Raw genomic sequence first — 22,551 nt, forward strand, 5'->3', positions numbered from 1 at the left:
AATGGCGATCAAGGTGTTACTGGTTGAAGACGATCGTGCCCTGCGCGAGGCCCTGGCGGACACGCTGCTCCTGGCGGGTCATGACTACAAGGCGGTCGGCAGTGCCGAAGACGCTCTGGACGCGGTGGCCAGCGAATCGTTCAATCTGGTGGTCAGTGACGTCAACATGCCGGGTATGGACGGTCATCAGTTGCTCAATGTGTTGCGCTCGCGCCAACCGCAATTGCCGGTGTTGTTGATGACCGCCCACGGCGCCGTCGAGCGCGCGGTGGATGCCATGCGTCAAGGCGCCGCCGATTACCTGGTCAAGCCCTTCGAGCCCAAGGCTCTGCTCGACCTGGTGGCGCGTCATGCCCTGGGTTGTCTGGGCGCTGCGGAAGGCGAGGGGCCAGTGGCGTTCGAGCCGGCCAGTGCTCAGTTGCTGGAATTGGCGGCGCGGGTCGCCAGAAGTGACTCCACGGTGTTGATTTCCGGCGAGTCGGGCACGGGCAAGGAGGTGCTGGCGCGTTACATCCACCAGCATTCCGGCCGTGCCAGCCAGCCGTTTATCGCCATCAACTGTGCGGCGATTCCCGACAACATGCTCGAAGCAACTTTGTTCGGTCACGAGAAGGGCTCGTTTACCGGCGCCATCTCGGCCCAGGCCGGCAAGTTCGAGCAGGCCGATGGCGGCACGATCCTGCTCGATGAGATTTCCGAAATGCCCCTGGGCCTGCAGGCCAAGTTACTGCGTGTGCTGCAGGAGCGGGAAGTGGAGAGGGTCGGGGCGCGCAAGCCCATCACCCTGGATATCCGCGTGGTGGCCACCACCAACCGGGATCTGGCCGCTGAAGTGGCTGCCGGGCGTTTCCGTGAGGACCTGTACTATCGGTTGTCGGTCTTTCCTCTGGCCTGGCGCCCACTGCGCGAGCGCACCGCCGATATCCTGCCACTGGCCGAGCGTCTGCTGGCCAAGCACGTCAATAAAATGAAACACGCCGCGGCGCGGCTATCGCCCGAGGCCCAGGCCTGCCTGATCGGCTACCCGTGGCCGGGCAACGTGCGTGAGTTGGACAACGCCATTCAGCGTGCGCTGATCCTGCAGCAGGGCGGCCTGATTCAACCCCAGGACTTCTGTCTTGCCGGTCCTGTGGCCTGCGCTCCGCTGCCGTCACTGGCGCCCCGGACCCCGGTTGCGGAGCGGGCGCAGGTGAAAGAGGTCGAGGCGGGAGTGGGTGAATCGGCGGGTGCGCTGGGGGATGACCTGCGGCGGCGCGAGTTCCAGATGATCATCGATACCTTGCGCTCCGAGCGCGGGCGCCGCAAAGAAGCGGCCGAGCGCCTGGGCATCAGCCCGCGCACGCTGCGCTACAAGTTGGCGCAGATGCGTGATGCGGGAATGGATGTCGAGGCCTATCTGTTTGCAACATGAATCGTTTCACACTAGGCCCGGGATGGGCTTTTGTTCGGCGTGGCCATGGAGCTGGCACCCTTGTTGCTAACACCTCACTAACCGCTGAGTGAGTGTCAAAAAATTGCGGGTCGTCAGAGAGAGTAGAGCATGAGCCAGGGTATTGAATTTAATCGATTGATGTTGGATATGCGGGCCATGCAAATGGACGCCATGTCTCAGCCAAAATCGGCCGCCGTGCCACAAATCAGCGGCAGCAGCTTCTCCGACATGCTCGGGCAGGCAGTGAACAAGGTCAGCGATACCCAGCAGGCTTCCAACCAGTTGGCCAGCGCCTTCGAGATTGGCAAAAGCGGCGTGGATCTGACGGATGTGATGATTTCCTCACAGAAAGCCAGTGTGTCGTTCCAGGCGTTGACCCAGGTGCGCAACAAGCTGGTTCAGGCGTACCAAGACATCATGCAGATGCCGGTTTAAGGACGAGATTGAGTCATGGCAGAAGCAGTCGCCGATAACGTACCGGCCAAGGCCACCCCGATAGACGGCAAACCGCCGCTGTTCGGGCTGTCCTTCCTGGAAAACCTCTCCGAGATGACCATGCTGCGTCAGGTAGGCCTTCTGGTCGGTCTGGCGGCGAGCGTGGCGATTGGTTTTGCCGTGGTGCTGTGGTCTCAGCAGCCCGATTACCGTCCGTTGTACGGCAGCCTTGCCGGCATGGATGCCAAGCAGGTGATGGACACCCTGGCCTCCGCTGACATTCCCTACACCGTCGAGCCCAACTCCGGGGCTCTGCTGGTCAAGTCCGAAGACCTGTCCCGTGCGCGCCTGAAGCTGGCCGCTGCCGGCGTGGCTCCGGGTGACGGCAATATCGGCTTTGAAATCCTCGATAAGGAACAGGGCCTGGGTACCAGCCAGTTCATGGAAGCGACCCGTTATCGTCGCGGCCTGGAAGGCGAACTGGCGCGGACCATTTCCAGCCTGAACAACGTCAAGGGCGCCCGCGTGCACCTGGCGATTCCGAAAAGCTCGGTGTTTGTGCGCGACGAGCGCAAGCCCAGCGCCTCGGTATTGGTCGAGCTGTATTCCGGTCGCTCCCTGGAGCCCGGCCAGGTGCTGGCGATCATCAACCTGGTGGCCACCAGTGTTCCCGAGCTGAGCAAGTCGCAGATCACCGTGGTCGACCAGAAGGGCAATCTGCTCTCCGATCTCGCGGAAAACTCCGAACTGACCATGGCCGGCAAGCAATTCGATTACAGCCGCCGCATGGAAAGCATGCTGACGCAGCGGGTGCACAACATCCTGCAACCGGTGCTGGGTAACGATCGCTACAAGGCTGAAGTGTCCGCCGACGTGGACTTCAGTGCGGTCGAATCGACTTCCGAGCAGTTCAACCCTGATCAGCCTGCGTTGCGCAGCGAGCAGTCGGTCAACGAACAACGTACCGCCAGCAATGGCCCGCAAGGTGTGCCGGGTGCCTTGAGCAACCAGCCGCCGGCGCCCGCTTCGGCGCCGCAAACCACCGGCGGCGCCACCGCTTCGGCCGGCATGGTGCAGCCAGGCCAGCCACTGCTCGACGCCAACGGTCAACAGATCATGGATCCGGCCACCGGCCAGCCGATGCTGGCACCGTACCCGGCCGACAAGCGTCAACAATCGACCAAGAATTTCGAGCTCGACCGTTCCATCAGCCACACCAAGCAGCAGCAGGGTCGCCTCAATCGCCTGTCGGTCGCCGTCGTGGTCGACGATCAGGTCAAGGTCAACGCTGCCAACGGCGAAACCAGCCGTGCGCCGTGGAGCGCCGATGAATTGGCGCGCTTCACGCGCCTGGTGCAGGACGCGGTGGGCTTCGATGCCAGTCGTGGTGACAGTGTCAGCGTGATCAACGTGCCGTTCTCGGCTGAACGCGCTGAAGTGATTGCCGATATTCCGTTCTATTCGCAGCCGTGGTTCTGGGACATTGTCAAACAGGTGTTGGGCGTACTCTTCATCCTGCTGTTGGTGTTCGGTGTCCTGCGTCCGGTGCTCAACAACATCACCGGCGGCGGCAAAGGCAAGCAATTGGCAGGCCTGGGCAGCGATGTCGAGCTGGGTGGCATGGGCGGTCTGGATGGCGAGTTGGCCAACGACCGTGTCAGCCTCGGTGGTCCGCAAAGCATCCTGCTGCCTAGCCCGAGCGAAGGCTATGACGCTCAATTGAACGCGATCAAGAGTCTGGTGGCTGAAGACCCGGGTCGTGTGGCTCAGGTCGTGAAAGAGTGGATTAACGCAGATGAGTGATAACCGAGTCGCTACCGCCAAACTGACCCGGGTCGACAAAGCCGCGATTCTGCTGCTGTCCCTGGGGTCCACCGATGCTGCGCAAGTGCTGCGCCATATGGGGCCCAAGGAGGTCCAGCGGGTGGGTGTGGCCATGGCCCAGATGGGCAACGTGCACCGTGAGCAGGTCGAACAGGTGATGAGCGAGTTTGTCGACATCGTCGGCGATCAGACCAGCCTCGGCGTCGGTTCCGATGACTACGTGCGCAAAATGCTCACCCAGGCACTGGGCGAAGACAAGGCCAACGGCCTGATCGACCGCATCCTCCTGGGCGGCAACACCAGCGGCCTGGACAGTCTGAAGTGGATGGAGCCGCGTGCCGTGGCGGACGTGATCCGTTACGAGCACCCGCAGATCCAGGCCATCGTCGTGGCGTACCTCGACCCCGACCAGGCCGGTGAAGTGCTGGGCAACTTCGACCATAAGGCGCGCCTGGACATCATTTTGCGGGTTTCCTCGCTCAATACCGTGCAGCCTGCCGCCCTGAAAGAGCTGAACCAGATTCTCGAGAAGCAGTTCTCCGGCAACTCCAATGCCTCGCGCACCACACTGGGTGGCATCAAGCGCGCGGCCGACATCATGAACTTCCTCGACAGCTCGATCGAAGGTCAGTTGATGGATTCGATTCGCGAAGTCGACGAAGACCTGTCCGGTCAGATCGAAGACCTCATGTTCGTCTTCAACAACCTGTCCGATGTCGACGACCGTGGAATCCAGGCGCTGTTGCGCGAAGTTTCTTCCGATGTGTTGGTGCTGGCCCTCAAGGGGTCGGACGAAGGCGTCAAGGAAAAGATCTTCAAGAACATGTCCAAGCGGGCTGCCGAACTGTTGCGCGACGACCTCGAGGCCAAGGGCCCGGTGCGCGTCAGCGATGTGGAAACCGCGCAGAAGGAAATCCTCACCATTGCCCGCCGTATGGCCGAAGCCGGAGAAATCGTTCTCGGCGGGAAGGGCGGCGAAGAAATGATCTAAGGTCGCTTTATGTCGTCCAGCAGTGATGAATCCCCCAGCGACCTGATTCGCGCCCGGGACGTCGGAGGTTTCGACGTCTGGTCGCTGCCCAGCTTCGACCCGCATCAACCTGAGCCCGAGCCTGAGCCGGAGGAAGAACTGCCGGCGCAGATGGAAGAAGTGCCGCTGGATGAAGTCCAGCCACTGACCCTGGAAGAGCTCGAAAGCATTCGTCAGGAAGCCTACAACGAAGGTTTTGCCACCGGCGAAAAAGAGGGCTTTCACAGCACCACGCTGAAAGTCCGCCAGGAAGCCGACACGGCTCTGGGCGCCAAGCTGCAAAGCCTTGAGCTGCTGATGAGCAACCTGTTCGAGCCTATCGCCGAGCAGGACGCGCAGATCGAGAAGTCCCTGGTGGGCCTGGTCAAGCATGTCGCCCGGCAAGTGATCCAGCGTGAGCTGGCGATGGACTCGACGCAGATCGAACACGTCATGCGCGAAGCCCTCAAGCTGCTGCCCCTGGGTGTGGGCAATGTGCGCCTGTATATCAACCCGCAGGATTTCGAGCAGGTCAAAAGCCTGCGCGAGCGCCATGAGGAAACCTGGCGCATCGTCGAGGACGAAGCGATGTTGCCGGGCGGGTGCCGGGTCGAGACCGAGCACAGCCGGATCGATGCGACCATTGAGACGCGTATTTCCAAAATCATGGACCAGCTCGATGACCAGTTGCACGAGCAGGTCCTGCATCCGGCGCCGGCCGACCTGAGCCTTGAGCTGGGGGCGGCCGCAACGCGGGTCCCTGAGGCCGAGCCGGCCACCGAGGGCGCGCCAGAGGCGCCGTCGGAGCCAGGCTCGGAGCCGGATTCGGAGCCTGCCAATGCGCCTTGAGCGCACCAGCTTCGGCAAGCGCCTCGGCAGTTATGCCGAGGCCAGCGAATTGCCTGGCCAACCCATTCTCGAAGGGCGCCTGTTGCGCATGGTGGGCCTGACCCTCGAAGCCGAGGGCCTGCGCGCCGCCATGGGCACCCGCTGCCTGGTGATCAACGACGACAGCTACCACCCGGTGCAGGTCGAGGCCGAGGTCATGGGCTTCTCCGGCGCGAAGGTGTTCCTGATGCCGGTGGGCAGCGTCGCTGGCATCGCCCCGGGAGCCCGCGTGGTGCCCCTGGCGGATACCGGGCGCCTGCCGATGGGCATGAGCATGCTCGGGCGGGTGCTTGACGGTGCCGGTCGCGCCCTGGATGGCAAGGGCGGGATGAAGGCCGAAGACTGGGTGCCCATGGATGGCCCGACCATCAACCCACTCAAGCGCGACCCCATCAGCCAGCCCCTTGACGTTGGCATTCGTTCGATCAACGGTTTATTGACGGTCGGCCGCGGCCAGCGCCTGGGTCTGTTCGCCGGTACCGGCGTGGGCAAGAGTGTGCTGCTGGGCATGATGACCCGCTTCACCGAGGCCGACATTATCGTGGTCGGTTTGATCGGCGAGCGGGGTCGTGAGGTCAAGGAGTTCATCGAGCACATCCTCGGTGAAGAAGGGCTCAAGCGTTCGGTGGTAGTGGCTTCGCCCGCCGACGATGCGCCGCTGATGCGCCTGCGTGCCGCCATGTACTGCACGCGGATCGCCGAATATTTTCGCGACAAGGGCAAGAATGTCCTGTTGCTGATGGACTCCCTGACCCGTTTCGCCCAGGCCCAGCGGGAAATCGCCCTGGCCATCGGCGAGCCGCCGGCGACCAAGGGTTATCCGCCTTCGGTGTTCGCCAAGCTGCCGAAGTTGGTGGAACGCGCCGGTAATGCCGAGGCCGGAGGCGGTTCGATCACCGCGTTCTATACCGTGCTGTCCGAAGGCGATGACCAGCAGGACCCGATCGCCGACGCGGCGCGGGGCGTGCTCGACGGCCATATCGTGCTGTCGCGGCGCCTGGCCGAAGAAGGTCATTACCCGGCAATCGATATCGAGGCCTCTATCAGCCGGGTCATGCCAGCGGTGGTGACCCCCGAGCACATGAATCGGGCCCAGTACTTCAAGCAGTTGTGGTCGCGCTACCAGCAGGCGCGCGACCTGATCAGCGTCGGCGCCTATGTGCCGGGCGGCGATCGGGAAACCGATACCGCGATCGCCTTGCAGCCGTCGATGGTGGTGTACCTGCGCCAGGGCCTGAACGACAGCATCAGCCTGGGCGAAAGCGAGGCCCATCTGGAGATGGTCTTCGCTCCCGCGCCCGGGGGTTGATAGGCCATGGCTAACAGTCGCGCCGCGCGCCTGGCGCCGGTGGTCGACATGGCGCAAAGCGCCGAACGCACCGCCGCCCAGCGCCTGGGGCACTTCCAGGGCCAGGTGCGCCTGGCGGAAAGCAAGCTCGGCGACCTTGAGCGCTTCCGTGGCGAATATCAGCAGCAATGGATTGACCGTGGCAGCCACGGTGTGTCCGGGCAGTGGCTGATGAACTACCAGCACTTCCTCAACCAGCTGGAAACAGCCGTGGCCCAGCAGCGCCAGAGCCTGGTCTGGCACCAGACCAACCTCAATCGTGCGCGGGAGACCTGGCAGCAGGCCTATGCCCGGGTCGAAGGGCTGCGCAAGCTGGTGCAGCGCTATGTCGATGAGGCCAGGCAGTTGGAAGACAAGCGTGAGCAGAAGCTGCTCGATGAACTTTCCCAGCGCCTGCCCCGTCAAGATCAGTACTGATCCGCGCATTTTGCTACTGCGGGTTGTCCATGTGCCGTGGGGGTGCTAAACCTTCTGCACGTTGCCAATGACAAGGAAGCAGTCTTATGTCAGTCGTTACTGAAGTGTCCCCGGATGGGCAAACGCTTACGATCTCGATCAAGGGCCGGTTCGATTTCGGTCGGCATCAAGAGTTTCGCGAGTCCTACGAACGCCTGAATCAGAAGCCCGACTCCATCGTGGTCGACCTCAAGGACGCCACCTACCTCGACAGCTCGGCCCTGGGCATGTTGTTGCTGCTGCGCGATCACGCCGGGGGCGACGATTCCGATGTACGGGTGATCAACAGCAATTCGGATGTACGCAAGATCCTGGCAATTTCCAACTTCGACAAACTCTTCGATATCAGTTGATCGATATGCGTTCGATGGCGCGGCCGTTGTGTGTCTTGATTGCCGAGGACGGCGCTGCCGATCGCCTGTTGCTATCGAGCATCGTCCGCCGCCAGGGGCATGAAGTGCTGACCGCCGCCAATGGCGCCGAAGCGGTGGCGCTGTTCGAGCGCGAGCGGCCGCAGTTGGTGCTGATGGACGCGATCATGCCGGTGATGGACGGTTTCGAAGCGGCCCGGCAGATCAAGCAGTTGGCAGGCGAAGCGCTGGTGCCGATTATTTTCCTGACCTCGATGACCGAGAGTGAAGGCCTGGCCCGCTGCCTGGAGGCGGGCGGCGACGACTTTCTGGCAAAGCCCTACAACCCGGTAATCCTGGCGGCCAAGATCAAGGCCATGGATCGCCTGCGCCGTTTGCAGGACACGGTGCTGCAGCAGCGCGACCAGATCATCCGTCACCACGACTACCTGCTCAACGAGCAGCGGGTGGCCAAGGCAGTGTTCGACAAGGTGGCGCACTCCGGCTGCCTCGACGCGCCGAATATCCGCTATCTGCAATCGCCCTACGCGCTATTCAATGGCGACCTGCTGCTGGCGGCGTTCACCCCGGCCGGCGACATGCATATCCTGCTCGGGGATTTCACCGGGCACGGCTTGCCCGCGGCGGTTGGCGCCATGCCCCTGGCCGAAGTGTTCTATGGCATGACGGCCAAGGGCTATGGCCTGGCGGAAACCCTGCGCGAGATGAATGCCAAGCTCAAGCGCATCCTGCCGGTGGACATGTTCTGTTGCGCGACCCTGCTCAGCCTGAGTTTTCAGCGGCGCGCAGTGGAGGTCTGGAACGGCGGCATGCCCGATGGCTACCTGCACTGCCTGGAAAGCGGGGTGCGCACGCCGCTGGTGTCCCGGCATCTACCCCTGGGCGTACTCGGGGCGGAAGCCTTTGACGATCGCACCGAGGTCTGGCCCATGGCTCGGGGGGATCGGGTGTTCCTGTTGTCCGACGGGGTCATCGATACCGGCGATGCCGACGATCAATTATTTGGCGCCGAGCGCTTGCAGCAGGTGTTTGCCGCCAACCGGCACGTCGACAGCCTGTTCGAGGAAATCCAGCAGGCCCTGGCCGATTTTGGCGGCCAGGTGCGTGATGATGTGAGCATGGTCGAAGTCGGCCTGCTGGAGTCGACGCAACTGCGGCCGCCGAGCCTGGTGTATTCCGACAGCGGCCAGTCGTGTCCCCTGGACTGGTCGCTGAGTTTCGAATTTCGCGCGGCCACTCTCAAGCGCTACAACCCGTTGCCGTACCTGTTGCAATTGCTGTTGGAGGTGCATGGGCTGCGGGCCCAGAGCGGGGCGCTCTACAGTGTGCTGGCCGAGTTGTATTCCAATGCCCTGGAGCACGGGGTACTGGGCCTGGACTCGAGCCTCAAGCGAGACGCCCAGGGGTTTGCCCATTACTACCGTGAGCGTGGCGCGCGTCTGGCCGAGTTGCAGGAAGGCTTTGTCCGGGTGCATCTGCAAGTGGTTCCACAAGCGACCGGCGGTTGCCTGACCATCCGGGTCGAGGACAGTGGCAAGGGGTTTGATATCGAACGGGTCATGGCCAGGCCTCACGACACCGACCGGCTTTCCGGGCGTGGGGTGAGCCTGGTCCGGCAACTGAGCCGCCGGGCCAGTTGGTCAGACGATGGTCGCAGTGCCTGCGTGGAGTTTTCCTGGGAGGCTCAGGCATAATTCGTCGATTCTTGATCAAGGAGTGAACAAGTGGCTGAGATTCATCTGGACCACAACGTATTGAGCGCCTTGCAGGAGGTCATGGAGGAGGAGTATCCGGTGCTGCTGGAGACCTTCCTGTGTGATTCCGAGGAGCGCCTGCGCGTGCTGCGCCACGCCGACGATGCCGGCGAACTGGTCGCCACCGCCCACAGCTTCAAGGGCAGCAGCAGCAATATGGGCGCGATTCGCCTGGCGCGGTTGTGCCATGAGCTGGAGCAGCGCGCCAAACAGCCGTCGCTTTCCGGGATCGAAAAACTGGTCGGCGAAATCGACGGTGAGTTCGCCATTGTCCGCAGCCTGTGCGAGCAGGAGCGGCAGCGCTTTCACTGCTGAAGGCTTCGTGGCTGGGGAATTTATCGGGGTAAGGCAAAAGCTGGCTCGACCTTTGCAGTCTTGTCTTCTACCTGTACCTACGATCCCAGTGCAGCGGAGACCGTGTTATGCCACTTGCCCCCAATCTGCTTCTTCAGGCCGCTACGCAGGCCAAGACTCAAGCCGCGTCCGCCAATACTGTGGCGAATGCTCCTGAGCCCGGGGATAAGGCCTCAAGCTTCGCCCAGGTGTACGCCAACCAGTCCCCAAGCAAGGCCCAGAGCGCCAGTGATGGCCCGCTCAAGTCGGCGCGCGACAAGGGCGCGGACACCAGCGCCAAGAAGGATGTCGCCAGCGACAAGGCTGCCGCCCCCGAGCCTGCGGTTGCCGATAGCGGCAAATCCTTGCCTGCCGACAAGGCTGCCAGCAGTGACGACAAAACCGCCAGCGACGATTCGAGCGCCAGCGATACGCCGGTGGCCGATGCGCTGCCCGTGGATCCGACCCTCGACCCGGCCCTGCTGCAAGCCGCGCAAGCCGTGCCTCCGGTAGTGGTGGCTGAAGCGGCGCCGGCTCCGGTGGCCACACCGCCAGAGGTTGAAGTGACGCCTCTGGTGGCGGCGACGGTGAACAATGCCGCGCCCGCGGTGGCGGCCGAGCCTGCGTTCGATCCCGAAGCCGATCCGCTCGATGCCTTGCCGGCCGTGCGCCTGGCCATGGAGCAGGGTGGGCATGTGTCGGCGAGCAGCCAGGCGCAACCTAAAAACGCACCGGCGACGCCTACCGATGCCGAGCCGACTTCGGCACAGAACTTCGCCAATGGCATGGCGGGCATGCTTGACCTGCAGTCGGCCAAGGACAGTACCGAGCAAGGCGGCGACAAGGCCTTCAGCGGCCTGATCGACGATGGCCTGAAAGACCTGAAAAGCGCCTCCAGCGACACCCGGGTCGACGATTTCGCCAACCGCCTGGCGGCACTGACTCAGGCGGCCACGCCCAAGACTGCCAATGCCATCCCGGTGAATCAACCATTGGCCATGCACCAGAGCGGCTGGACCGAAGAAGTGGTGAACCGGGTCATGTACCTCTCCGCCACCAACCTCAAGTCGGCGGAGATTCAGTTGCAACCGGCTGAGTTGGGGCGCCTGGACATCCGGGTCAACATGATTCCGGACCAGCAGACTCAGGTCAGCTTCATGAGTGCCCATGCCGGTGTGCGTGAGGCTCTGGAAGGGCAGATGCACCGCCTGCGGGATATGTTCAGCCAGCAGGGCATGGGGCAGGTTGACGTCAACGTGTCTGATCAGTCCCGTGGCTGGCAGGGTCAGGAGCAGCAGGCCCAGCAAGGCCAGAACCGCAGCAGTGGCAGCAGTGCCAATGGTGGGCGCCTGGACGCCATGGATGATGAAACGCCCCAGGGCATCGCGGAAATCGCCGCCAGCACCACGTCGGTGGTTGGCTCCAGTGCCGTGGACTATTACGCCTGACGCCCAGCGCGCCACCTTGTTCGCCGTGCGGGTCGCCCTGACCCGCGCGAGCGGCGTTGCCTCCCGAATATCACGACCGTTGTAGCCGCTGCCGAAGGCTGCGCTGTCCGCCCAAGGCGCCATCTCCCCCCGGGGCACACCGTCTTTCATCACGGCTATCGCCAGCTACTGGCGGCCGCGACGGCCTGGCGTGTAGCGGGGCAATGACCGTTCAGACAAATCTGGCATAACACTTGCTCTTGCCTAGGCGTGCAACTGTGAAAACCCGAATAGTGACGGATTATTGGCATGGCGAAGAGCGAAGCAGCAGAGAAACCCCCCGCAGGGAAAAGCAAACTCAAGCTTATCCTCTTGATTGTTGTCGCTTTGTTGTTGGCGATCGGCTTGTCCGTCGGGGCAACCTGGTACTTCATGCACAGTGCCCAGAGCAAGCCTGCACCGACCCCGGAAGCGGCCAGCAACGTCAAGCCGGCGGCGATCTACGAGCCCATGGCGCCAGCCTTTGTGGCCAACTACAACCAGAACGGTCGGCAGCGTTACATGCAGGTGAGCATTACCCTGCTGGCGCGTAACCAGGCCGATCTGGATGCGCTCAAAGTCCACATGCCGGTGATCCGCAATAATTTAGTGATGCTGTTCTCTGGGCAGAGCTTTGACACCCTTGCGACCCCGGTCGGCCAGGAAATGCTGCGCCAGAAGGCCACCGCCAGCGTGCAGGAAGTGGCGCAGAAAGAGGTCGGCAAAGTGGTGGTCGAACAGTTGCTCTTCACTAACTTCGTACTGCAGTAGGAACTCGACATGGCCGTGCAGGACCTGCTGTCCCAGGATGAGATCGATGCGCTGTTGCATGGTGTCGATGATGGTCTGGTACAGACCGATAGTGCTGCCGAGCCCGGCAGCATCAAAAGCTACGACCTGACCAGCCAGGATCGCATCGTCCGTGGACGCATGCCGACCCTGGAAATGATCAACGAGCGTTTTGCCCGTTACACCCGTATCAGCATGTTCAACATGCTGCGCCGTTCGGCGGATGTGGCGGTAGGCGGTGTGCAGGTGATGAAGTTCGGCGAGTACGTGCATTCGCTGTACGTGCCTACCAGCCTCAACCTGGTGAAGATCAAGCCCTTGCGCGGCACCGCCTTGTTCATCCTTGACGCCAAGCTGGTGTTCAAGCTGGTGGACAACTTCTTCGGCGGTGACGGCCGTCACGCCAAGATCGAAGGTCGCGAGTTCACCCCGACCGAGTTGCGTGTGGTGCGGATGGTGCTGGAGCAGGCCTTCATCGACTTGAAGGAGGCCTGGCAGGCGATCATGGAAGTCAATTTCGAGTACATCAACTCGGAAGTGAACCCGGCCATGGCCAACATCGTCGGCCCGAGTGAAGCCATTGTGGTTTCGACCTTCCATATCGAACTCGACGGCGGTGGCGGCGACCTGCACGTGACCATGCCGTACTCGATGATCGAGCCGGTGCGCGAGATGCTCGACGCCGGCTTCCAGTCCGACCTCGATGACCAGGACGAGCGCTGGAGCAAGGCGCTGCGTGAAGACGTGCTGGATGTCGATGTGCCGCTGAGCGCTACCGTGGCCCGCCGCCAATTGCGCCTGCGGGACATTCTGCACATGCAGCCGGGTGATGTGATCCCGGTTGAATTGCCGGACGAAATGATCATGCGCGCCAATGGCGTGCCGGCCTTCAAGGTCAAGCTGGGCTCCCACAAGGGCAATCTGGCCTTGCAAGTGGTCGAGCCGATCGGGCGCCGTTAATCGGCGCCTCACTCTTTTGCTTTTAAACGACTGCTTCTGATTGAAGAGTTGCCCGCCGAGGACAAATGATGGCTAACGATATGAATTCCCAAGACGACCAGGCCCTGGCCGATGAGTGGGCTGCGGCCCTGGAAGAAACCGGTGACGCTGGCCAGGACGATATCGATGCCTTGCTGGCCGCCGATGCCGGCAACGCGTCGGCCCCCGGTCGCCTGCCAATGGAAGAGTTCGGCAGCGTGCCGAAGAACCACGAGCCCGTGACCCTGGAAGGCCCGAACCTGGACGTGATCCTGGATATTCCAGTGTCGATCTCCATGGAAGTGGGCAGCACCGATATCAATATTCGCAACCTGTTGCAGCTCAACCAGGGGTCGGTGATCGAGCTCGATCGTCTGGCCGGCGAGCCGCTGGATGTGCTGGTCAATGGCACCCTGATCGCCCATGGCGAAGTGGTCGTGGTCAACGAGAAGTTCGGCATCCGCCTGACCGACGTGATCAGCCCCAGCGAACGCATCAAGAAGCTGCGCTAAGTGAAAAGGTTTCTCGGTGTGTTGCTGGCCCTGCCGGCCATGGTCATGGCGGCTGAGCCCGTAGCGTCGACCGCGGCGCCTTTGCCTGTCGGCAGTGGCAGCGTGGCCGGGCAATTGAGTCAGCTGGTGCTGGGTCTATTGCTGGTGCTGGGGCTGATTTTCTTCCTGGCCTGGTTGCTGCGCCGTGTGCAACGGGCTGGGCCTGCGGGCAAGGGCCAGGTGATCGACCTGATCGGCTCCCGAGCCCTGGGGCCACGTGATCGGCTGCTGCTGGTGCAGATCGGCAACGAGCAGATCCTGCTTGGCCTGACGCCGGGCAGCATCACCGCCTTGCACGTGATGAAAGAGCCGGTGCAGGTGCCCAGTACCGAGCAGGCGACACCCGAGTTTGCCCAGCGCCTGATGGAGCTGTTGGGCAAGGATCAGAAGGATAGGAAGTAATGGCATTGTCAGGCCCCGTGATAACTACTCCAGGCTGCGCTCCTTCGTCGCACGTGCGAAATTCTGCGTTAAAAACAGGCTCGGACTGCTCATTTACCGCCTGTAAACTCCGCGTGCTCGCCTGTTTTTGCCTTGTCTTTCCTTCGCTCGCTACGTTCTCACGCGGCCTGCCGCGCATCCTCTTGACCCTGGCGCTGATGCTGGCCGCGCCGTTGGTGTTTGCGGCCGACCCGCTGTCGATTCCGGCCATTACCCTGGGTACCGGGGCCAACGGCCAGCAGGAGTACTCGGTCAGCCTGCAGATCCTGCTGATCATGACCGCGCTGAGTTTTATCCCGGCGTTCGTCATGCTGATGACCAGTTTCACCCGGATCATCATCGTCTTCTCGATTCTGCGTCAGGCCCTGGGCTTGCAGCAGACGCCGTCGAACCAGATTCTCACCGGCATGGCGCTGTTCTTGACCATGTTCATCATGGCCCCGGTATTTGACCGGGTGAACCAGGATGCGCTGCAGCCTTACCTCGCGGAAAAGCTCTCGGCTCAGGATGCGGTGGCCAAGGCCCAGGTGCCGATCAAGGACTTCATGCTGGCGCAGACCCGTAGCAGCGACCTGGAGCTGTTCATGCGCCTGTCCAAGCGCACGGACATTGCATCCCCCGATCAGGCGCCGCTGACCATCCTGGTGCCGGCCTTTGTCACCTCGGAGCTGAAGACCGCGTTCCAGATCGGTTTCATGATTTTCATCCCGTTCCTGATCATCGACCTGGTGGTGGCCAGTGTGCTGATGGCCATGGGCATGATGATGCTGTCGCCGCTGATCATTTCCCTGCCGTTCAAGATCATGCTGTTCGTCCTGGTGGATGGCTGGGCCCTGATCATCGGCACCTTGGCGGGCAGTTTCGGTGGTGTCTAAACCTTGTTTTCGGGTAATGCACAATGACTCCTGAAGTTGCGGTAGACCTGTTTCGCGAAGCGCTGTGGCTGACCACCATGATGGTTGCGGTGCTGGTGATCCCCAGTCTGCTGGTGGGGCTGGTGGTGGCGATGTTCCAGGCTGCGACCCAGATCAACGAGCAGACCTTGAGCTTTCTGCCGCGCCTGATCGTGATGCTGATCACGCTGATCGTCGCCGGCCCCTGGCTGGTGCAGACTTTCATGGAATACATCCTGCAGCTGTACGGCAGTATTCCGCAGTTGATCGGCTGACCCATGTCCTTGCTGGCGTTGACCGACACCCAGATCAGTACCTGGGTCGCGACCTTCATGCTGCCGCTGTTTCGCATCACGGCGGTGCTGATGACCATGCCGATCTTCGGTACGACTCTGGTGCCGCGGCGGGTGCGCCTGTATTTCGCGGTGGCAATCACTGTGGTGTTGGTGCCTGGCTTGCCGCCGATGCCCGAGGTCCGCGCGCTGGACTTGAGCGCGCTGTTGTTGATCGGCGAACAGGTGATTATCGGCGCGCTGCTGGGTTTTTCCCTGCAGCTGTTCTTCCAGGCCTTTGTGGTGGCCGGGCAGATCATTTCGATTCAGATGGGTATGGGTTTCGCCTCGATGGTCGACCCTACCAACGGCGTCTCGGCGGCGGTGATCGGACAGTTCCTGACCATGCTCGTGACCTTGCTGTTCCTGGGCATGAACGGCCATCTGGTGGTGTTCGAGGTGTTGACCGAAAGCTTCACCACCTTGCCGGTGGGCAGCGGCATGCTGGTCAATCATTTCTGGGAGCTGGCAGGCAAGCTCGGCTGGGTGCTGGGAGCGGCGATGTTGCTGGTATTACCGGCGATCACCGCACTACTGGTGGTAAACATCGCCTTTGGCATCATGACCCGCGCCGCGCCGCAACTGAACATCTTCTCTATCGGCTTTCCCTTGACCCTGGTGCTGGGGTTGGTGATTTTCTGGGTCACCCTTGGCGATATCCTCAATCAGTACCAGCCGCTGGCCGTTGAAGCCTTGCAGCTGTTACGCAGTCTGGCTCAGGCGCGTTAGCCATGGCGGAAAGCGAGAGCGGTCAGGACAAGACAGAAGACCCCACGGATAAGCGCAAGAAGGACTCCCGTGAGAAGGGGGAGATTGCCCGTTCCAAGGAGCTCAACACCCTCGCGATCATGCTCGCGGGAACTGGTGCGCTGCTGGTCTACGGCGGCGGCCTGGCGTTGGATCTGCAAGAAATCATGCGCCTGAATTTTTCCCTGCCGCGCGAAGTGGTACTCGACACCGGAGCCATGGCTCGCTACCTGCTGCATTCGGGCAAGATCGCGATTCTGGCGGTGCAGCCGGTGCTGCTGACCTTGGTTCTGGCGGCGGTGATCGGTCCGATTTCCCTCGGCGGCTGGTTGTTTGCCGGCAAGAGCCTGGCACCGAAGTTCAGTCGCATGAATCCTGCCAGTGGCCTGAAGCGGATGTTCTCCTCGACGGCGCTGATCGAGTTGCTCAAGGCCTTGGCCAAATTTCTGCTGGTGCTGTTTGTGGCGTTGTCAGTGCTCTCGTCGGACATCGACGACCTGCTGCAAATTGCTCACGAGCCTTTGGAGCGGGCGTTGGTCCACAGCCTGCAACTGGTGGGCTGGAGCGCGTTGTGGATGGCCTGCGGGCTGATCCTGATTGCCGCGGTCGATGTGCCGGTGCAGCTCTACCAGAGCCACAAGAAACTGCTGATGACCAAGCAGGAAGTGCGCGACGAACACAAGGACAACGAGGGGCGGCCGGAGGTCAAGCAGCGCATTCGCCAGTTGCAGCGCGAGATGTCTCAGCGGCGGATGATGGCGGCGATTCCCGACGCCGACGTGGTCATTACCAACCCGACTCACTACGCCGTGGCGCTCAAGTACGACGCCGAGAAGGGCGGGGCGCCGGTGCTGCTGGCCAAGGGCAGCGATTTCCTGGCGCTGAAGATCCGCGAGATTGCGGTGGCCAACGAGGTGCTGCTGTTGGAGTCGCCGGCTCTTGCGCGTTCGATCTTCTATTCCACCGAGCTTGAGGAAGAGATCCCGGCCGGCCTGTACCTGGCGGTGGCTCAGGTACTGGCGTACGTCTACCAGATCCGCCAGCACCGCGCGGGCAAGGGCAAGCGCCCGGATCCGCTCAAGGATCTGCCGATTCCGCCGGATTTGCGGCGCGACTCCTGACGTCAGAGGTGATTGGCGGCACGGCCCGCCAAATGGCATATGGCCTGTATCTGCCCCTTCGCCGTTCCCGGCGCCCTTCATTAGCTCTTCGGCCCGCGACTTAGCGGGCCTTTTGTCGCATGGGCAAAAGTTGGAAGGCTTCTTGCAATACCCGTCCTGCGGCGCTTTCAGGCGTCAAAAGTTTGCTTAAGGAACGGGGAAAACCGGTGGATCGTACTCAGTTATTCAACAGCGCTCGCAGCAACCTGACTGACCTCGGACGGGGCAATCTGGGTGTGCCGGTGTTGCTGTTGGTCATGCTGGCGATGATGATGTTGCCCGTCCCGCCGTTTCTGCTGGACGTGTTCTTCACCTTCAACATCGCGCTGTCGATTGTGGTCCTGCTGGTCTGCGTGTACGCCCTGCGTCCGCTGGACTTCGCCGTGTTCCCGACCATCCTGCTGGTGGCCACGCTGCTGCGCCTGGCGCTCAACGTGGCGTCGACCCGGGTGGTGATGCTCCACGGCCAGGACGGCCATGCCGCGGCCGGCAAGGTGATCCAGGCCTTCGGTGAGGTGGTGATCGGCGGTAACTACGTGGTCGGTATCGTGGTGTTCGCGATCCTGATGATCATCAACTTCGTCGTGGTGACCAAGGGTGCCGGGCGGATTTCCGAGGTGAGCGCACGCTTCACCCTCGATGCGATGCCCGGCAAGCAGATGGCGATCGACGCCGACCTCAACGCCGGCCTGATCGACCAGCCCCAGGCCAAGCTGCGCCGCCAGGAAGTGGCGCAAGAGGCCGAGTTCTACGGTTCGATGGACGGTGCCAGCAAATTCGTGCGCGGCGACGCCATTGCCGGCCTGCTGATTCTGTTTATCAACCTGATCGGCGGCATGGCGGTCGGTATCTTCCAGCACGGCATGAGCTTCGGTGACGCCGGTCGGGTCTACGCCTTGCTGACCATTGGTGACGGTTTGGTGGCGCAATTGCCATCACTGCTGCTGTCGACTGCGGCGGCGATCATGGTGACCCGTGCTTCGGGCTCCGAAGACATGGGCAAGCAGATCACCCGCCAGATGTTCACCTCGCCCAAGGCCCTGGCAGTCGCTGCCGGCCTGATGGCGGTGATGGGCCTGGTGCCCGGCATGCCGCACTTTTCATTCCTGACCATGGCGGCGGTGGCTGGTGGCGCCGCTTACCTGCTGTGGCGCAAGCACAACGTGGTCAAGGTCCAGGCTTTGCAAGAGGTCAAGCGCCAGCAGGAACTGCTGCCGTCGCCGGCTCGGGCCATGGAAACCAAGGAGCTTGGCTGGGATGACGTGACGCCGATTGACATGATTGGCCTGGAAGTCGGTTACCGCCTGATCCCCCTGGTGGATCGCAATCAGGGTGGACAGTTGCTGGCGCGGATCAAGGGCGTGCGCAAGAAGCTGTCCCAGGACCTGGGCTTCCTTATGCCGACCGTGCACATCCGCGACAACCTTGACCTGGCGCCTAGCGCTTACCGTTTGACGCTGATGGGGGTGATCCTGGCCGAGGCCGAGATCTACCCTGATCGCGAGCTGGCGATCAACCCGGGGCAGGTCTATGGCTCGCTCAATGGCATCACCGCCAGGGATCCGGCTTTTGGCCTGGAGGCGGTGTGGATCGAGATCAGCCAACGGGCCCAGGCGCAGTCCCTCGGTTACACCGTGGTCGACGCCAGTACCGTGGTCGCCACTCACCTCAACCAGATTCTGTACAAGCACTCCAGCGAGCTGATCGGCCACGAGGAAGTCCAGCAGTTGATGCAATTGCTGGCCAAGAGCTCGCCGAAACTCGCCGAGGAGCTGGTGCCGGGCGTGCTGTCGCTGTCGCAGTTGCTCAAGGTGCTGCAGGCGTTGCTCGCCGAACAGGTGCCGGTACGGGACATTCGCAGCATTGCCGAGGCCATCGCGAACAATGCCGCCAAGAGTCAAGATACTGCCGCTCTGGTGGCCGCAGTCCGCGTCGGATTGTCGCGTGCCATCGTCCAAAGCATTGTAGGCACTGAGTCCGAGCTGCCTGTGATCACCTTGGAACCAAGGTTGGAACAAATATTGCTCAATAGTCTGCAGAAGGCAGGACAAGGCCAGGAAGAAGGCGTTCTGCTGGAGCCAAGCATGGCTGAAAAGCTGCAACGTTCGCTGATCGATGCGGCGCAGCGTCAAGAGATGCAAGGTCAACCGGTGATTCTGTTGGTGGCAGGTCCGGTACGCGCAATGCTTTCACGGTTTGGACGTTTGGCAGTCCCCGGTTTGCATGTGTTGGCGTACCAGGAAATCCCTGACAACAAACAAGTGACCATCGTTGCGACAGTAGGGCCCAACGGCTGAGGTAACGGGTTATGCAAGTTAAGCGTTTTTTCGCCGCCGATATGCGTCAGGCCATGAAACTGGTTCGTGATGAGCTGGGCGCAGAGGCCGCCATTATCGGCAACCGCCGTATTGCTGGCGGTGTCGAGCTGACGGCTGCCCTCGACTACAAGCTGTCGGCGCTGGCGCCGCGCGTGCCGAACATGGAGCTCGAGGATGAGCTGCGCAAGACCCAGTCGCGGATCGTGACCGCCCAGGCGGAATTGAGCCTGCGTGGCGACAGCGATGCCATGACCAATCGTCAGCTGTTCGCCGGCCTGCCACTGACGGCAGCCGAGCCGCTGATCGAGCCGACTTTTTCCGAGCCGCACCGTCCGGCGCCGGCCCCTGTCGCGGCAGACGGCATTGACCAGCGGGCGTTCGATTCGATGCGGTTCGAACTCAATGGCCTGCGCGAACTGCTGGAAGTCCAGCTCGGTTCCCTGGCCTGGAGTCAGCTGCAAGGCAGTCGTCCGGAGCAGGCCAACCTCTGGCGTCGCCTGCAGCGCATTGGCTTGTCCGGCCCCCTGGCCCGTGACCTGCTGGCGCTGGTGACTGAAATCGACGAACCCCGGCAGGCCTGGCGCATGCTGTTGGCGCACCTGGCGCGGATGATCGTGACCCCTGAGGTCGAGCCTTTGGAAGAGGGCGGTGTGATCGCCATGGTCGGCCCTGCCGGCATGGGCAAGACCACCACCCTGGCCAAGCTGGCGGCGCGTTATGTGCTCAAGTACGGCGCGCACAACATCGCGCTGGTGAGCATGGACAGCTTCCGTATCGGTGCCCAGGAACAGCTCAAGACCCTGGGGCGGATTCTCAATGTGTCGGTGACCCATGTCGACCCGGGCCAGTCCCTGGCGCAGGCGCTCGACCCACTGTTGCGCAAGCGCGTGGTGCTGATCGATACCGCCGGCCTGCAAGCCAGCGACCCGGCCCTGCGCATGCAGCTCGAAAGCCTGGCCGGTCGCGGGATCAAATCGAAGAATTATCTGGTCCTGGCCACCACCAGCCAGAAACAGGTGCTCACCGCCGCCTATCACAGCTACAAGCGCTGCGGGTTGGCCGGTTGCATCCTGACTAAACTGGATGAAACGGCCAGCCTCGGTGAAGTGTTGAGCCTGGCGATCAGTCATGAGTTGCCCGTTGCCTATCTGACCGATGGGCCACGGATTCCTGACGATCTGCACCTGCCGCGTCGGCACCAGTTGGTCAGCCGCGCAGTGAGCGTGCAGATGCAGGAAGAACCCAGCGAAGAAGCCATGGCCGATATGTTCGCGGACCTCTATCACAACCCCGCAAAACGGGTTGGATGAGGGTGGTCATGAAGAGATTGCACCGTATCTACATCGATGGTCTGCCATGCATTGTTCCAACGGTGAACGCGCAGCCAGTTATGTGGCCCCGTCTAAGTAAGACAAGGTAAAGAAAGAACATGGGCAGCATGCATCCCGTACAGGTGATTGCGGTGACCGGCGGCAAGGGTGGCGTCGGCAAGACTAACGTGTCAGTGAACTTGTCACTGGCCCTGGCTGAGCTCGGCCGGCGCGTCATGCTGCTGGACGCCGACCTGGGCCTGGCCAATGTCGACGTCCTGCTGGGCCTGACCCCCAAACGTACCCTGGCTGACGTCATCGAGGGCCGCTGCGAGCTGCGCGACGTGCTGCTCCAGGGCCCGGGCGGGATCCGTATCGTGCCTGCCGCCTCCGGCACCCAGAGCATGGTGCACCTGAGCCCGGCCCAGCATGCCGGCCTGATCCAGGCTTTCAGTGATATCGGCGACAACCTCGATGTGCTGGTCATCGACACCGCTGCGGGTATTGGTGACTCGGTAGTCAGTTTTGTCCGCGCGGCCCAGGAAGTGCTGCTGGTGGTCTGCGACGAACCGACCTCGATCACTGACGCCTACGCGCTGATCAAACTGCTCAATCGCGACTACGGCATGAACCGTTTCCGGGTCCTGGCCAACATGGCGCAAAGCCCGCAGGAGGGTCGCAATCTGTTCGCTAAGTTGACCAAGGTCACGGATCGCTTCCTGGACGTGGCCTTACAATACGTCGGTGCAGTTCCTTACGACGAATGCGTACGCAAGGCCGTGCAAAAGCAGCGTGCGGTCTATGAAGCCTTTCCTCGTTCGAAGTGCTCGCTGGCGTTCAAGGCCATTGCGCAAAAAGTCGATACCTGGCCGTTGCCTGCCAACCCACGTGGGCATCTGGAGTTTTTTGTCGAGCGGCTAGTGCAGCAAACAGCAGGACCGGTGCTATGACAGCCAGCGGCTACAACCTGTACAAGAAGTCGGCGCGTGACAGCCAATATGAATTGATCGAGCGCTATGCGCCTCTGGTCAAGCGTATCGCCTACCACCTGCTGGCACGGCTGCCGGCCAGTGTTCAGGTCGAAGACCTGATCCAGGCCGGGATGATCGGTTTGCTCGAAGTGTCGACCAAGTACGATGCGAGCAAGGGCGCAAGTTTCGAGACTTATGCCGGGATTCGTATTCGTGGGGCGATGCTCGACGAAGTGCGCAAGGGCGATTGGGCGCCACGTTCAGTACACCGCAATACACGGATGGTGAGTGATGCCATTCGCTCAATTGAAGCTAAAACCGGTCGTGACGCTAAAGATCACGAAGTTGCGGCCGAACTTGAATTGAGCCTCGACGATTATTACGGGATTTTGAACGACACCTTGGGCAGCCGCCTGTTCAGCTTCGACGACCTTTTGCAGGACGGCGAGCATGAAGGGCTGCATGAGGATGGCGCGAGTGCTCATCTCGAGCCGTCACGCGATCTGGAAGATGAACGCTTCCAGGCGGCGCTGGCGGACGCGATTGCCAATTTGCCGGAGCGTGAGCGACTGGTCTTGGCGCTGTACTACGACGAAGAGCTGAACCTCAAGGAAATCGGTGAGGTCCTGGGGGTCAGCGAATCGCGGGTCAGCCAGTTACACAGCCAGTGCGCGGCCCGCTTGCGGGGGCGTTTGGGGGAGTGGCGAGCGCGCTGACAGGCAGTGTGGGGACACTGCGAACGGGA

At 62.0% G+C, this 22,551-nt stretch carries 23 protein-coding genes; all 23 read left to right on the forward strand.

From position 1 onward, the window contains the following. Position 1: 1 nt before the first annotated feature. The 23 genes from fleR (at position 2) to fliA (ending at position 22,522) form a co-directional block, all read left to right on the forward strand. Entirely contained in the window at positions 2-1,411 is a 1,410-nt protein-coding gene (gene fleR / locus JFU57_RS16150) for a sigma-54-dependent response regulator transcription factor FleR (RefSeq protein WP_078470981.1), read from the forward strand. 129 nt (positions 1,412-1,540) lie between these two features. After that, on the forward strand, positions 1,541-1,867 hold the full coding sequence (fliE, locus tag JFU57_RS16155) for a flagellar hook-basal body complex protein FliE (RefSeq protein WP_020299295.1): 327 nt from the start codon (positions 1,541-1,543) through the stop codon (positions 1,865-1,867). A 15-nt stretch (positions 1,868-1,882) separates the two neighbouring features. Continuing rightward, on the forward strand, positions 1,883-3,670 hold the full coding sequence (gene fliF / locus JFU57_RS16160) for a flagellar basal-body MS-ring/collar protein FliF (protein WP_020299294.1): 1,788 nt from the start codon (positions 1,883-1,885) through the stop codon (positions 3,668-3,670). Continuing rightward, complete coding sequence (fliG, locus tag JFU57_RS16165; RefSeq protein WP_020299293.1) at positions 3,663-4,682, forward strand: flagellar motor switch protein FliG; 1,020 nt, start codon at positions 3,663-3,665, stop codon at positions 4,680-4,682. The genes fliF and fliG overlap by 8 nt, the downstream gene beginning before the upstream one ends. 9 nt (positions 4,683-4,691) lie before the next feature. Then, positions 4,692-5,549 (forward strand): flagellar assembly protein FliH, encoded by an 858-nt coding sequence (fliH, locus tag JFU57_RS16170; RefSeq protein ID WP_201130036.1) that lies wholly within the window; start codon positions 4,692-4,694, stop codon positions 5,547-5,549. Continuing rightward, a complete protein-coding gene (gene fliI, locus JFU57_RS16175; RefSeq protein WP_201130039.1) occupies positions 5,539-6,897 on the forward strand; it encodes a flagellar protein export ATPase FliI in 1,359 nt (452 codons plus the stop codon). The genes fliH and fliI overlap by 11 nt, the downstream gene beginning before the upstream one ends. A 6-nt stretch (positions 6,898-6,903) precedes the next feature. Continuing rightward, positions 6,904-7,353, forward strand: a complete 450-nt coding sequence (gene fliJ, locus JFU57_RS16180) for a flagellar export protein FliJ (RefSeq protein WP_078470984.1) — start codon at positions 6,904-6,906, stop codon at positions 7,351-7,353. Positions 7,354-7,439: 86 nt separating this feature from the next. Beyond that, the gene (locus JFU57_RS16185) at positions 7,440-7,745 is read left to right on the forward strand and encodes an STAS domain-containing protein (protein WP_020299289.1); all 306 of its coding nucleotides are present in this window, start codon (positions 7,440-7,442) and stop codon (positions 7,743-7,745) included. A gap of 5 nt (positions 7,746-7,750) precedes the next feature. Next, positions 7,751-9,457 (forward strand): fused response regulator/phosphatase, encoded by a 1,707-nt coding sequence (locus JFU57_RS16190; protein WP_201132131.1) that lies wholly within the window; start codon positions 7,751-7,753, stop codon positions 9,455-9,457. A 30-nt stretch (positions 9,458-9,487) separates the two neighbouring features. Then, positions 9,488-9,832 carry an Hpt domain-containing protein gene (locus tag JFU57_RS16195; RefSeq protein WP_078470985.1) on the forward strand — a complete coding sequence of 115 codons (345 nt, stop codon included), beginning with the start codon at positions 9,488-9,490 and terminating at the stop codon, positions 9,830-9,832. A gap of 107 nt (positions 9,833-9,939) precedes the next feature. Next, on the forward strand, positions 9,940-11,298 hold the full coding sequence (locus JFU57_RS16200; protein ID WP_201130040.1) for a flagellar hook-length control protein FliK: 1,359 nt from the start codon (positions 9,940-9,942) through the stop codon (positions 11,296-11,298). Between the two features lie 288 nt (positions 11,299-11,586). Next, complete coding sequence (gene fliL / locus JFU57_RS16205) at positions 11,587-12,087, forward strand: flagellar basal body-associated protein FliL (protein ID WP_078470987.1); 501 nt, start codon at positions 11,587-11,589, stop codon at positions 12,085-12,087. Between the two features lie 9 nt (positions 12,088-12,096). Further along, complete coding sequence (gene fliM / locus JFU57_RS16210) at positions 12,097-13,065, forward strand: flagellar motor switch protein FliM (RefSeq protein ID WP_020299284.1); 969 nt, start codon at positions 12,097-12,099, stop codon at positions 13,063-13,065. Between the two features lie 68 nt (positions 13,066-13,133). Further along, positions 13,134-13,595, forward strand: a complete 462-nt coding sequence (fliN, locus tag JFU57_RS16215) for a flagellar motor switch protein FliN (protein ID WP_043230301.1) — start codon at positions 13,134-13,136, stop codon at positions 13,593-13,595. A gap of 45 nt (positions 13,596-13,640) precedes the next feature. Then, a complete protein-coding gene (fliO, locus tag JFU57_RS16220; RefSeq protein WP_207202405.1) occupies positions 13,641-14,036 on the forward strand; it encodes a flagellar biosynthetic protein FliO in 396 nt (131 codons plus the stop codon). Positions 14,037-14,233: 197 nt separating this feature from the next. Next, entirely contained in the window at positions 14,234-14,950 is a 717-nt protein-coding gene (gene fliP, locus JFU57_RS16225; RefSeq protein WP_078470989.1) for a flagellar type III secretion system pore protein FliP, read from the forward strand. Positions 14,951-14,973: 23 nt separating this feature from the next. Then, positions 14,974-15,243, forward strand: a complete 270-nt coding sequence (gene fliQ / locus JFU57_RS16230) for a flagellar biosynthesis protein FliQ (protein ID WP_078470990.1) — start codon at positions 14,974-14,976, stop codon at positions 15,241-15,243. Between the two features lie 3 nt (positions 15,244-15,246). After that, positions 15,247-16,029 (forward strand): flagellar biosynthetic protein FliR, encoded by a 783-nt coding sequence (gene fliR / locus JFU57_RS16235; protein WP_078470991.1) that lies wholly within the window; start codon positions 15,247-15,249, stop codon positions 16,027-16,029. A 2-nt stretch (positions 16,030-16,031) separates the two neighbouring features. Next, complete coding sequence (flhB, locus tag JFU57_RS16240) at positions 16,032-17,168, forward strand: flagellar biosynthesis protein FlhB (protein WP_078470992.1); 1,137 nt, start codon at positions 16,032-16,034, stop codon at positions 17,166-17,168. Positions 17,169-17,374: 206 nt separating this feature from the next. Continuing rightward, entirely contained in the window at positions 17,375-19,504 is a 2,130-nt protein-coding gene (flhA, locus tag JFU57_RS16245; protein WP_020299277.1) for a flagellar biosynthesis protein FlhA, read from the forward strand. Between the two features lie 11 nt (positions 19,505-19,515). Further along, positions 19,516-20,835, forward strand: a complete 1,320-nt coding sequence (gene flhF / locus JFU57_RS16250) for a flagellar biosynthesis protein FlhF (RefSeq protein WP_078470993.1) — start codon at positions 19,516-19,518, stop codon at positions 20,833-20,835. 119 nt (positions 20,836-20,954) lie between these two features. Continuing rightward, entirely contained in the window at positions 20,955-21,785 is an 831-nt protein-coding gene (gene fleN / locus JFU57_RS16255; protein WP_020299275.1) for a flagellar synthesis regulator FleN, read from the forward strand. Then, positions 21,782-22,522, forward strand: coding sequence for an RNA polymerase sigma factor FliA (gene fliA, locus JFU57_RS16260; protein ID WP_020299274.1), 741 nt, complete (start codon positions 21,782-21,784; stop codon positions 22,520-22,522). The genes fleN and fliA overlap by 4 nt, the downstream gene beginning before the upstream one ends. Positions 22,523-22,551: the final 29 nt, after the last annotated feature.

The sequence above is a fragment of the Pseudomonas sp. TH07 genome, assembly GCF_016651285.1.
Taxonomy (GTDB): domain Bacteria; phylum Pseudomonadota; class Gammaproteobacteria; order Pseudomonadales; family Pseudomonadaceae; genus Aquipseudomonas.

Excerpts from the sequence above, each read along its gene's own strand:
- fliO (WP_207202405.1), top strand. The coding sequence starts at position 13,641 with ATGGCGGCTGAGCCCGTAGCGTCGACCGCGGCGCCTTTGCCTGTCGGC.
- JFU57_RS16200 (WP_201130040.1), top strand. The coding sequence starts at position 9,940 with ATGCCACTTGCCCCCAATCTGCTTCTTCAGGCCGCTACGCAGGCCAAG.
- fliJ (WP_078470984.1), top strand. The coding sequence starts at position 6,904 with ATGGCTAACAGTCGCGCCGCGCGCCTGGCGCCGGTGGTCGACATGGCG.
- fliM (WP_020299284.1), top strand. The coding sequence starts at position 12,097 with ATGGCCGTGCAGGACCTGCTGTCCCAGGATGAGATCGATGCGCTGTTG.
- fliR (WP_078470991.1), top strand. The coding sequence starts at position 15,247 with ATGTCCTTGCTGGCGTTGACCGACACCCAGATCAGTACCTGGGTCGCG.
- flhB (WP_078470992.1), top strand. The coding sequence starts at position 16,032 with ATGGCGGAAAGCGAGAGCGGTCAGGACAAGACAGAAGACCCCACGGAT.
- JFU57_RS16185 (WP_020299289.1), top strand. The coding sequence starts at position 7,440 with ATGTCAGTCGTTACTGAAGTGTCCCCGGATGGGCAAACGCTTACGATC.
- fliA (WP_020299274.1), top strand. The coding sequence starts at position 21,782 with ATGACAGCCAGCGGCTACAACCTGTACAAGAAGTCGGCGCGTGACAGC.
- fliN (WP_043230301.1), top strand. The coding sequence starts at position 13,134 with ATGGCTAACGATATGAATTCCCAAGACGACCAGGCCCTGGCCGATGAG.
- fliP (WP_078470989.1), top strand. The coding sequence starts at position 14,234 with ATGCTGGCCGCGCCGTTGGTGTTTGCGGCCGACCCGCTGTCGATTCCG.
- fliQ (WP_078470990.1), top strand. The coding sequence starts at position 14,974 with ATGACTCCTGAAGTTGCGGTAGACCTGTTTCGCGAAGCGCTGTGGCTG.
- JFU57_RS16190 (WP_201132131.1), top strand. The coding sequence starts at position 7,751 with ATGCGTTCGATGGCGCGGCCGTTGTGTGTCTTGATTGCCGAGGACGGC.
- fliL (WP_078470987.1), top strand. The coding sequence starts at position 11,587 with ATGGCGAAGAGCGAAGCAGCAGAGAAACCCCCCGCAGGGAAAAGCAAA.
- fliG (WP_020299293.1), top strand. The coding sequence starts at position 3,663 with ATGAGTGATAACCGAGTCGCTACCGCCAAACTGACCCGGGTCGACAAA.
- fleN (WP_020299275.1), top strand. The coding sequence starts at position 20,955 with ATGGGCAGCATGCATCCCGTACAGGTGATTGCGGTGACCGGCGGCAAG.
- fliE (WP_020299295.1), top strand. The coding sequence starts at position 1,541 with ATGAGCCAGGGTATTGAATTTAATCGATTGATGTTGGATATGCGGGCC.
- fliI (WP_201130039.1), top strand. The coding sequence starts at position 5,539 with ATGCGCCTTGAGCGCACCAGCTTCGGCAAGCGCCTCGGCAGTTATGCC.
- fliH (WP_201130036.1), top strand. The coding sequence starts at position 4,692 with ATGTCGTCCAGCAGTGATGAATCCCCCAGCGACCTGATTCGCGCCCGG.
- fliF (WP_020299294.1), top strand. The coding sequence starts at position 1,883 with ATGGCAGAAGCAGTCGCCGATAACGTACCGGCCAAGGCCACCCCGATA.
- flhF (WP_078470993.1), top strand. The coding sequence starts at position 19,516 with ATGCAAGTTAAGCGTTTTTTCGCCGCCGATATGCGTCAGGCCATGAAA.
- fleR (WP_078470981.1), top strand. The coding sequence starts at position 2 with ATGGCGATCAAGGTGTTACTGGTTGAAGACGATCGTGCCCTGCGCGAG.